General features: G+C 36.5%; 5 protein-coding genes. 2 read left to right on the top strand and 3 right to left on the bottom strand.

The annotated features are described in order from the left end of the window. Window positions 1-222: 222 nt before the first annotated feature. From ACP6PM_RS02235 to ACP6PM_RS02225, 3 genes are all read right to left on the bottom strand, one after another. On the bottom strand, window positions 223-825 hold the full coding sequence (locus ACP6PM_RS02235; protein ID WP_426581448.1) for a transposase: 603 nt from the start codon (window positions 823-825) through the stop codon (window positions 223-225). 109 nt (window positions 826-934) lie between these two features. After that, window positions 935-1,471 carry a helix-turn-helix domain-containing protein gene (locus tag ACP6PM_RS02230; RefSeq protein ID WP_426581447.1) on the bottom strand — a complete coding sequence of 179 codons (537 nt, stop codon included), beginning with the start codon at window positions 1,469-1,471 and terminating at the stop codon, window positions 935-937. Window positions 1,472-1,640: 169 nt separating this feature from the next. Next, entirely contained in the window at window positions 1,641-5,909 is a 4,269-nt protein-coding gene (locus ACP6PM_RS02225) for a tetratricopeptide repeat protein (RefSeq protein WP_426581445.1), read from the bottom strand. A gap of 267 nt (window positions 5,910-6,176) precedes the next feature. On the opposite strand from ACP6PM_RS02225, the gene surE reads away from it, so the two are divergent. Together surE and ACP6PM_RS02215 are read left to right on the top strand one after the other, a co-directional pair. Continuing rightward, entirely contained in the window at window positions 6,177-6,881 is a 705-nt protein-coding gene (gene surE, locus ACP6PM_RS02220) for a 5'/3'-nucleotidase SurE (protein ID WP_426581443.1), read from the top strand. A gap of 873 nt (window positions 6,882-7,754) precedes the next feature. Next, window positions 7,755-7,949 (top strand): hypothetical protein, encoded by a 195-nt coding sequence (locus tag ACP6PM_RS02215; RefSeq protein ID WP_426581441.1) that lies wholly within the window; start codon window positions 7,755-7,757, stop codon window positions 7,947-7,949. Window positions 7,950-8,357 lie beyond the last annotated feature (408 nt).

The following is an 8,357-nucleotide window of genomic DNA, read 5'->3' as shown; positions in this document are numbered from 1 at the left end:
GTATTATTCCGTAAACAGAAATATTACTCACACTCTACGCGAAAAACTTATCTAGTGCAGGATGGCAGAAATAAGTGACCAGTAGGAGCAATGCCTTCTTCCTGAGATAGAATACGAGGGAGGTGCGATCGCGCTCAAAAAATAAATGGTCAATAGCCAAGCTAAAAATGATGAGCATAGAGTTTGATGCTTGAGCCAGTATGAGCATAAATCTGAATCTGGTTAATCATCCTCTGAAAACCCCTGAAATTTCCAGACAAAAGGTGTGGCTAGAGTACAGTTGAAATAGTCAATAAAATTCAGTATCTTCTGCTTGAGGTCTGAAGTGGAAGAGAAACTACTACGCCGGAGTAAACGCCTGGCCAAAATAGAGAACCAACACTCAATTTGATTCAGCCAAGAAGTATGTTTAGGGATATAAACAAAGCGAATCCTGTGAGACTCGTCAGACAAAAAAGCAGCACGAGTTACCATAGACTGGAGAATACCTGATTTCTGTTTCACCCCCAAATCAGTCTGAATACCACAACGTTGAGCCACAAGACGGACTAATGATTCAGATTTATGAGTATTGAGTTGATCTACAAGAAAAATCCATCCTCCATCAGAATCAGTATCGATAGTCTGTTCAATGTGTTGCAGAAAATCAACTTCTGTGCGGGTGGCCTTAATTGAAGGGGTAATGATTTGTCCTTTGGCAATATGCCAGTTGGCCAGTAGACATTGAGTGCCATGGCGAATGTACTCAAACTCATTGCGTTCGACTCGTCCTAGCTCTATTGGTTGAGTGGGGCAAATTCTCTCATTAGCTTGGATACTCGTCATTTCATCGGTACTAATCAGATGAATTCCTTTTTCGAGTAATTCTTGGGCCGACAGATATAACTGACAGATAGATTTAACCTGGTCGCGAAAAGCTACTGGGTCAGAGGGATTAGAGTTTAACCAGTAACGATGACGATGAGGTTGTAGAGTCGCTTCCTTTTAAAAAACGCCCCACACTGCGGGGTGAAATCTTCTCCACAATCCTTCTATCTATGGCTTCTTCTGCTAGCTCCCTTGGAGTCCAATGGCTCACTGGTCTTTGAGATTGTTTTGGGTCTTCACAGGCCATTGCTACGATTTGGACCACTTGCTCCTGGTCGAAAAATTTGGTTGTTCCTGGTCGGGGAGCATCACTGAGAATGTCTTCTATCAGTTTCCTTAACTTCTTGTCGCTAAAGAGTTGAGTTTCAGCAATTGCAAGTTGTTCAGAAGCCTCCAACCACCTTTTTCGCCACTGCCTCACTTGCCTTCGATGTAGTTGTAGTTGTTCACTGATCGCCGTATTGTTGGTTCCAGAGGCCGCAGCTAGGATGAGTTTTACCCTTCTGACCAGGCGATAGGAATTGGTGGTCTGACTGGCTAGAACTTGCAGTAGGTTTTTCTGTCTTGGCGACAGGATTATGGATTGAGCTTTGGGGATAGGCATTCATTCATGGGGTTGACTGGGCTTATTGATTGGGCTTCCACAAATTCTAGTTTACTTCATATCTGGAGAAATCTCTTTCTCCTGCTGCATAGCGAGAGTACAATTCAGAAACATCCATCATTTGTCTCCATTTGTATTTTTATTCCTCCTGACTTGTGACTCCTGATTCCTATTCTTTTTCTATCTTCTCAATTACATTCATAACCTTTTTGTATTCTTCTTGCTTTCCTTGTTGCTGATAAATTTCTGCTGCTTTGTGTAAATCATCAAGAGCTGCTTTTAATTTTCCTAATTTAATATATCCTTCGCTACGAAAAGAATAAACGTGAGGAAGATTAGGATTAATACTCAAAGCACTTGTTTGATCCTTAATAGCTTGGGTATAGTTTTTTAACTTCAGATAAATTAGCCCTCGGTTGATATAAGCGTCAATTTTTCTCGGATACAGTTGTAATACTTCGTTGTAGTCTACAATAGCTTCCTCTAAATGTCCCATCTCAGTGTGAATTAAACCTAAATTATAGTGAGCTAAAGCATAGTTAGGATTAATTTTTAGCGCTTCATGGCAATCAGCGATCGCTCCAGAAAAATCTCCTAATTTCAAACGCGCTAAACCTCTATTATTATAAGCAGGAACGTATTTGGGATGAATGCGTAGAGTTTGGCCAAAGTCACTCATTGCTGCCTGAAAGTCTCCTGTTTGAAAGCGAGAATTTCCCAGATTATTATATGCTTCGGCGTAGTTGGGATTAATTTCTATAGCTGTTTCAAAGTCTTTCATTGCTCCTGAAATATCCCCTAGTCTAAATTTCGTAAAACCTCGGTTGTTATGACCTTCAGCATACTTAGGCTTGATTTGTATAGCTGTTTCAAAGTTTTTCATTGCGCCTGGAATATCTCCTGTTCTTAGGCGCACAATACCCATATCGTTATAAGCTTGATGATATTGAGGGTTACAATTTATAGCATTCTCAAAATCAACTATCGCACCAGAAAAATCTCCCAGACTGCGTTTAGTATTACCTCGGTGGTAATAAGCGTCTGCATTTTGGGGTTGAAGTTGTACTGCGTGGTCTAAGTCTTCTAGGGCGCCCCGATGATCTCCAAGATCGAAACGAACTATACCTCGTTTTATGTAAGCATCCATATAGTTAGAATGAATCTTTATGACTTGATTAAAATCAGCTAGTGAACCTTGGTTATCTTTACTCAGACGACGAATTACAGCTCGGTTGTAGATAGCTTCAGGATGTTTAGGATTAAGTTTTATAGCTTCATTGAAGTCGGCAGTCGCTCCTTCTATATCTTTCATCTCAAACCTGATAATACCTCGCTGGGTATAAGCATCTACAACTTTAGGATTGAGTTGTAATACTTTTGTAAAGTCATTAATTGCATCTTGGTTATTTCCAAAGAAACGATGAGCAATACCCCGATTATAGTAAGCTTCTGCTTTATTGGGATTAAGTTTTATGGCTTGATTATAATCTGCTATAGCTCCTTGCCGATCTCCTGCTTTAAAACGAACTACTCCTAAGTTTTGGTAGATTTGAGAATCTTGAACATTTAATTTTAGAGCTTGAGAAAAAAGCTCTATAGCCTGATTGAATTCTCCTAATTCTACATAAACTGCTCCTAAATTATGATAGGTTTGAAGGTCTTTTGGATCGAGTTCTAATGCTTTTTGGAAATTTTCTATAGCTTCTTTTAAGTTTCCCATTTGGGCAATTGCAATGCCTCTATTATGATAAAATTGATGATTATTCGGCTCTAGAAGTATAGCTAGATTATAGTCTTCTAAAGCGCCAGTATTATCTCTTTTTTGTAGTTTGATTAATCCTCGGTGATGCAGTGCATCTGCTCCTTGCTGGCGACATTTTTCAGCTTTTTCCACCATACCAGCTATTTCATATTGGGTAATAGACTCTTCCCATTTTTTTTTCTTTTCAAATTCTCTAGCTCTGCAAAATGCTGCTTTCTGAGGCATTCTTGCTAAGTCGTATTCAGTAGCTGCTTTCAGCCATTGTTTCTTGTTTTCAAATTCAATGGCGCGGTATTCTGCTTTTTTTTCAGGAATATTCATCCAGCACCGTTTAGCATTAGCAAAATCTGCAATTTCTTCCCATTTTTTAGCTGCTTCTGACCATTTTTGGCTTGCTTCTAGTTGAGAAGCTTCACAAATTTTTTGCTTATTATATTCTCCAATCTTTGCCCAATATTTTGCTGCTTGTTGCCATTTTTCTACTTTTTCAAATAACAGTGCTGCATCTTGCCATTCTTTTAATTCAACAAAAATTTCTGCTGCTTCATTATAAGCTTGTTTTTGAATTAATAATTTGCCTTGAGCTTGTTTCTCTAAAATTACATCGCCAGATTTAATAAAGCATTCTTGTGCTTGTTGATAAAACTCAGCTTTTAGATAATATTGTCCTTGTTTACGCCATGTTTCTGGGCTAGGTTCTATACGATCGCTTCTTACTAATTCGGGAATTATTGACTGAAATAAACCTGTTAATTCTGGTTCTTGCCAAAGCTGACTGGGCGTTGATTCCCAAATATTTAAGATTCTACTGGCACGGGTAATTGCTACATAAAGTAAGTTTAATTCTAGTTGTAGTTGTGGTTTTTCTTTTTCTTTTAGTACCCCACCTCGTATTGCTTTACTCCAAAGTTTTGCTTGTGGCTGAAAAAAATCTACGATAAAAACTGTATCGAATTCTAATCCTTTTATTTCTTCAATTGTAAAAACAAAACTAGAATTTAATTCGGCTCTAATTTTTTCTTTATCTAATTCTTGTCTCACTAAAATAGCATCACCAGGACATAGGGATGTTTCCTTTAAGATTTTTACTAATGTTTGATTATCTCCTGAAATTAGTCTAGCTAGTTGACCATAAATACTATTAGTCCTTGAATAATATCCTGTAGATTCTGCTAAGTATCGAGAACGCAATTTTAGCAGTTGATTCGCTAATTTCACCAAGCTTCCTACACTGCGGAAGTTAAATTTCAAAGTTTGTTGATCTACTTTTCTATGGGGATAAAATTTATCTTTTAGTGTTTCCCAGCGAAAACCACTAGGACTAATCATTTGATAAGAATCTCCAGCAAAAAATAAATTTCCACTCGGAGCAATTAAATTAAATAACAACTCTAGTTGTATTTCTGTCAGGTCTTGTACTTCGTCACAAACAATTAAATCATATTTTTTTCTAGAATTATTTTTCAGCAATTTCAACACTTGTCTGACTAAATCTATTTCATCATATAATTTTTCTTTGTGGAGCTTTTTTTGATACCATTCTGCTATTTTATATATTTCTCTTCGATATTTATTAGGCATTAACATAATGCTATTTTTACTTATTTTTTCATATTCTTTCTCAGATAAAATATCTTCTGTATTTGCTAGCTGTTTGCCTTTAATTATACCTCTAATTTCTTCCCATACTAAAGTTGTTGGATATTGTTTTTTCCCTGGATGTGCTTTGTACATTTCTGAAAAAACTTGATAGTTTACTTCATCTTGCGGATAATATATTTTTTGATGATTTTTGAGAATTTCTAAACATAGTTTATGGAGATTTTTAAACTCAAAAATTACTTGGTTATTTGAATTATTTGATTCTCTTTCTAATTGGCGATTGGTAGTGACTATTTTATAAAATTGTTCTTCAGCATTATTAACTAGCAAATCATTATAAGCAATATATAAACGTTTTTCTAAATTACTATACTGTTTTTTTTGGAGCATTCTATATAATGCTACTGTAGTTTTTCCTGTACCAGCACTGCCATTTAGTAATAGATTTCCTGACAGTTTAGCCAATTTATATTCTTCTGGAGTCAGCTTTAAGGGTAAATCCGTATTTTGCTCAATAATCGCTTTTTGCCATTCTGTTTCTGACTCTAATACTCGCCACTGAATATTTCCTAACAATTCGTCATCTGTTAAATCTGAGTTGGTTTCCAAATCCAAAGCTTTTACTACTTCAATATTTGCTTTTTCTACTGATGAATATGATATATTTTTATCTGTATTATTATCAGAAATTTTGAAATTTCTGGTTTCTACAATGACTTCAAATTCTGCCGTCTCTAACCATTCAGAATCAGGGCTTTTTTGCCTTGCTTTAGCACGTCGGGATACATCATCATGGTCTACACAAATATCTTGAATCGCTAGATAAACTTGCGCTTTTCCTGTTTCTGGTCGCTGTGATTTATCGTAGGTAAAAATTAAGCGACTAGCACTATTAATTCTAGCTTCCCATACTCTTTTGTTTATTCCTTTTAGTTTTTTTACCCGCAATCCACTATTAAATTTTTGCTGTTTCAGTCTTTGAATACATTCCCATACTTTCTTTTGCAAATTACTTTCTACGTCTTTTCGGAGAAACTCAACTATATCAGGGTGTAAAACTGCAGGTAGTGACATACATTGATTTTTCACTCTTTATCTTTAGTTTATGAATAGTTTAACATAATACTATTTTTCATATAATCGACTTAACATAGATTGATTCTCCTCTCGTTACTTTTTTTTTAATAAAATTGTCTGCAATTAATATCAGTTCAGCTTTTCAGGCAATAAATATTATTCGATTAATATTACTTTTGATATCGAAAAAGATGTATTATATAGTACAGAAATATATCTTTTTTTATGTTATATATGTTAGCCTAGTTAAAATTATTAAGAAATATGACATTTATTCTAACTAATGATGATGGAATTAATGCTCCAGGTATTAAAGCACTTTGGGAAGTTGTGAATAATACCGATCTACCTCTACCATCTTTCGACGAAAATATTATAGTTGCTCCCCAGGGACAATTCTCTGGTTGTGGGCATCAAGTTACTACTAACGGGCCAATTAATATGCGACGTTTGTCTGAGGTTGAGTATGCGATCGCAGGTACACCAGCAGATTGTACTAGAATCGCGTTAACACACATAAGTAAAAATGTCAAATGGGTGCTGTCAGGTATTAACTCAGGAGGTAACATGGGTGTAGATATCTACATATCTGGAACAGTAGCAGCAGTAAGGGAAGCAGCATTTCATAGAATCCCAGGAATCGCCCTGTCTCAATATCGTCAAGGAAAAAAAACTGTGAACTGGCCAAGAGTAACTCGTTTGGCCAAAATAGTATTAACAGATTTACTCAACCGCTCCATTGAACCAGGAGCTTTTTGGAATGTAAATTTTCCCCATTTAGAACCGGAAGCACCAGACCCAAAAATGGTATTTTGCGTACCATCTACCCAACCATTGCCAGTAGCTTATCATCAGGAAGGAGAAGATTTTTATTATGCAGGGAAATATGAAGAACGCGATCGCGCTCCAGGAACAGATGTAGATGTTTGCTTTAGTGGAAATATTGCCATTAGCAAGATTCAACTTTAAATTTTAGGAACTTCCTCAAGGCATTCACTACAAATATAGCACTGCTATCTCTAAAAGGCGATAATTACAAAGTATAGCTAGCTAATCAACTTGACGCTTGTTAAAACAAAGGAGCTTTTTTCTGCCCCTAACTGAAGTTATATCATGTCCAGGTGAATAGTTATAAATAAATGGCCATAGGAAACAGGGAATAGGAAACAGGGAACAGGGAGGAGAAAGTTTTTTTTGTTTAGCTGGCGCACAACTTCGTTAACGCTTTCGCTGCGCGATATGAAACGCGTAAGCGGAACGGAGTTCTATCACTAATTAAGGAGGCATGATATTAACAGGTTTCCAATAGAAGTCTCCCAGCATAATCTTTGATGCAGCTTATCTCCTGAGAATGAAAGGAATGTACCAGCTAATATCCTTACATATTTTAGGACTACCGATACAAAAATGTTACACGCGCTGTGTTGATAGGCAAAAAGCAACAGGGAATAGGGAATAGGGAATAGAGAAAAAAATTTGTCGCAAATATTTATCCAAACGATTTGATGTAGATGGCCCTCCTAATATAGCGCTACGTGCAAGTCAAAAGTCACTCATGCAAAAATCAAAAGTAATCTCTGATACTAAATCCAGTTATTAAAGGGTGCTTGTCCCATCCCCAAATTCCATGTACAGCAAAGCTTCAACTTTTTTGAATACCCTCTTACCAATGGGGATTTGGTATGAGTGAGTTTTCGGCGCGCAAACCCTCAGCGTTTTCCATTTGTCATCTTGTGTAAGAAAACGGGGTTTAGCAATGTCAAACATCTAAATGTGTATATTTCCGGATTCTCAATACGAATTGTGAATAAGAGAATACACGCTGTTACCAATCTTTAAATAATGTCTAAATACATAGTTTCAATCATTCTTGTCAGTTCTGTATTAACAGGACTCAATATGATTCCAGCAATTACGAGTAATTTCACTGCTCAAGAACAATTAAAATTGGATCGACAAAGGCCATGGGAAGTTATTGCTCAGGCAGATAAAACAGATGAGGAAAATATTACAGCAGGTGAAGAGCGAGACAGATAAATAGACATCTCCAAAAATGAAAAATAAAATCAATTCTTATCGATAAATTATCAATTACTCCCCCCTGTTCCCAGTTAAGTGTTCCCTGTTCCCTCTTTTCTGGAGATGTCTAATAGTAGAAATAGAAATACAGCATCCATACTAATTGGATAAATATTTGCTTACCCAACTCCTGATTTCCAGCCGTTGGCTATTATAGCGCTTTTCATTAACATAGAATACAGAGATTTTGGCTTAAAGGACTTATGCAGATGGCAGAAGAGAAGCGGTGCGATCCCGCGGGGTGCGTAAGACGCAAGCGGTCAGATCCAGCGGGGTGCTTCAACAATTATTGGACTTTGGACAAAAAAAATAGTTAGCGTAATATTTACACTAATCAATGAAATTAATGTTTAAAGACCGAATCAA

Source organism: Dapis brunnea BLCC-M229, assembly GCF_050015995.1.
Taxonomy (GTDB): Bacteria; Cyanobacteriota; Cyanobacteriia; order Cyanobacteriales; family Microcoleaceae; genus Trichodesmium.
The sequence above is the reverse complement of the archived record's forward strand: the minus strand, read 5'-3'. Positions and strand labels throughout refer to the sequence as shown.

Bases quoted from the DNA above. Each gene is read 5' to 3' on its own strand.
- ACP6PM_RS02235 (WP_426581448.1), bottom strand. From the start codon at position 825: ATGACGAGTATCCAAGCTAATGAGAGAATTTGCCCCACTCAACCAATA.
- ACP6PM_RS02225 (WP_426581445.1), bottom strand. From the start codon at position 5,909: ATGTCACTACCTGCAGTTTTACACCCTGATATAGTTGAGTTTCTCCGA.
- ACP6PM_RS02230 (WP_426581447.1), bottom strand. From the start codon at position 1,471: ATGCCTATCCCCAAAGCTCAATCCATAATCCTGTCGCCAAGACAGAAA.
- surE (WP_426581443.1), top strand. From the start codon at position 6,177: ATGACATTTATTCTAACTAATGATGATGGAATTAATGCTCCAGGTATT.
- ACP6PM_RS02215 (WP_426581441.1), top strand. From the start codon at position 7,755: ATGTCTAAATACATAGTTTCAATCATTCTTGTCAGTTCTGTATTAACA.